This window comes from Butyrivibrio sp. WCD2001, from assembly GCF_000424485.1.
Taxonomy (GTDB): Bacteria; Bacillota; Clostridia; order Lachnospirales; family Lachnospiraceae; genus Butyrivibrio.
On record NZ_AUJZ01000048.1, the window covers coordinates 1 to 2088 of the forward strand.

1 protein-coding gene is annotated in these 2088 nt (G+C 45.0%); it reads left to right on the plus strand.

All coding sequences use genetic code 11. The features are described from left to right. Positions 1 to 1583, plus strand: a 1583-nt coding sequence (locus G630_RS22670; protein WP_049946293.1) for a bifunctional DNA primase/helicase, incomplete at its 5' end; no start/stop codon positions are given. Between the last annotated feature and the right edge of the window lie 505 nt (positions 1584 to 2088).

Consider the following 2088-nt stretch of genomic DNA (forward strand, 5'->3'; position numbering starts at 1 on the left):
ATGATGCAGCCTATAATACCTTCAATGTGGATGATACGGGACAGCAGTCCTTTAGTAAATGGCGTGTGCTTATTATTCCTACAGGCAAGGGCAGTTTTATAGCCAGGAACATAGACACCCCAAAAGAGCCTGTAAAGAAGAACCGCTACAGGAAGAAGGGCGCAAACGTTATTTTTAACAGTAAGGCGCTTTATACGGCAAATAAGCCTATTTTCGTAGTAGAAGGCGAACTGGATGCACTAAGCGTTATAGAAGCAGGCGGCGAAGCAATAGGCCTAGGGAGCACAAGCAACTATGCACAGCTTATAAACCTACTTAAGGCGAAGCAGGCAGTGCAACCGCTTATACTGGCCTTAGATGCAGACGAAGAAGGCAGGAAGACAGAAGAAAAACTGGCAGAAGAGCTTACAGCCCTGCAGGCTTCCTTTTATCGGTATAACCTTTACGGAGCTGCCAAAGATGCAAACGAAGCGCTTTTACTTGACCGCGAAGGATTTATAAGCGAAGTAGCCTCTGCAGAACGGGCAAAAGAAGCCGAACTGGAAGCAATGGCAGAAGCTGCTAAGGAAGACTACCTGAAGACAAGCGCAGCACATGAACTGCAGAACTTCTTGGGCGGGATAACAGACAGCGCTGACACACCAGCACTTAGCACCGGCTTTAAGATCTTGGACCATGTTCTGGACGGCGGTTTATACGAAGGCCTTTATATTATCGGCGCTATATCATCACTAGGAAAAACCACCCTGGCACTGCAGATCGTAGACCAATTAGCACAGCAGGGGCAGGACTGCTTAGTATTTAGCCTTGAAATGGCACGAAGTGAACTTATAGCGAAGAGCATAAGCAGGCTTACTTTCTTAGCGGCAGAACGTAAAGCAGATGCAAAAACCACAAGGGGAATAACAGCCGGAGCTCGCTGGAAGAGCTACAGCGACACCGAAAAGGCTTTGATAAATAAGGCCATGCAGACTTACAAGGACTTCGCACAGCATATTTATATACATGAAGGTGTAGGCGACATAGGCATACAGCAAGTAGCGGACACAGTAAAACAGCACATAGCAATAACAGGCAATAAGCCAGTAGTGCTTATAGACTACTTGCAAATACTAGCCCCTTACGATATGCGGGCAAGCGATAAGCAGAACACGGATAAAGCCACACTTGAACTTAAGCGACTTAGTAGGGATTGCAAAATACCAGTAATAGGCATAAGCAGCTTTAACAGGGACAACTACACAGCGCCGGTAAATAATGCCAGCTTTAAGGAAAGCGGCGCAATAGAGTACAGCGCAGACGTTTTAATAGGCTTGCAGTATGAAGGCATGGACTACCAAGAAGGCGAAACCGACAACGCTCGCCAGAAGCGTATAAGGGAACTTATAAAGAACATGGAAGAAAAGGCAAGGACGGGCGAAGCACAAACGCTGCAAGCTAAAGTACTCAAGAACAGGAACGGCAGCAAGGGGCAGGCAGAATTTAGCTTTTATGCCATGTTTAATTGCTTTGAGGAATATGAGCCCGACTTTGAACCGGTAGAAAAAGATTCAGACGTATTTAGTGGGATGACTGCGAAGTAAACACACAGGGCAAACCACAAGATATTGATTTTTGGCAGCAGCTGAAAGTGAAAAGAAGAGCTGCCACAGGATGGACTTTTTGAAAAGCTGATAAAATGGGGATTTTGGAAATTTTGCCCTGGGAATATCATTGCGTTAAACGTGAGTTTTGCGAAGTCCACCTTCTGGAAGTGGTGAAAAGTTTTTCATAAGTCGGCGCGGATCCGAGACAACGGATTTTATTTGCACCACCCTTTTAGGGTCCCGATCAGGTCCCTGAAGAGCTGCCCCGGATGATTAAAAACCAAGAGCAAGATTCGCCTATGTACGTACACGGCAACTTGTCTGAAATTATACCAGAATTGAAAAATGGTATTTTTAGACACCCGAAGTCGGTATTTTTTTATCGTGAAAGGCGGTAGTGATTTTGTGAAAGTTGGTATTTTTATTTCTGAAAGATGGTATTTTTTTACTATTTTCCAATGATTGTAAAATACCTTCTTTGAACTTCTGGAAGTGGCAGGGG